Source organism: Ruegeria sp. AN6 (assembly GCF_056540425.1).
Map to the genome: position 1 here is coordinate 1 of NZ_JBQFWR010000051.1, position 570 is coordinate 570.

General features: G+C 60.0%; 1 protein-coding gene. It reads right to left on the minus strand.

Translation table 11 applies throughout. From position 1 onward, the window contains the following. The coding region (locus tag ACR0MQ_RS22980; RefSeq protein ID WP_480611297.1) for a TSCPD domain-containing protein at positions 1 to 570 on the minus strand (570 nt) is incomplete at both ends.

Consider the following 570-nt stretch of genomic DNA (forward strand, 5'->3'; position numbering starts at 1 on the left):
ATCGAGTCGTTGCCCTGCACCATCCCCGCCGGTTCGAACTTGGTGAAGCTAAAGTCGTCCACGAACTCTTCCAGCGGCACGCCGTATTGCAGGCCGACCGACACCGCGATGGCAAAGTTGTTCATCATCGCCCGGAAGCCAGCGCCTTCCTTGTGCATGTCGATGAAAATCTCGCCCAGCGAGCCGTCCGAATACTCACCCGTCCGCAGATAGACCTTGTGGCCGCCCACAATGGCTTTCTGAGTGTAGCCTTTCCGGCGCTCCGGCATCTTCTCGCGGTGCGAGCGGACGATTTCCTTGACGACGACCTTCTCGATGACCTTCTCGGCCAGCACGGCGGCCTTTTCGGCGGGCGTACCGCTTTCCAGAACTTCCGCCGCTTCATCGTCATCCTCGACCAGCGCAGCGGCCAGAGGCTGAGACAGTTTCGAGCCGTCACGGTAGAGCGCGTTGGCTTTCACACCCAGCGACCACGACAACTCATATGCCTTCTGGCAGTCTTCGATGGTCGCGTCGTTCGGCATGTTGATCGTCTTCGAGATCGCACCCGAGATAAAGCTCTGCGCTGCC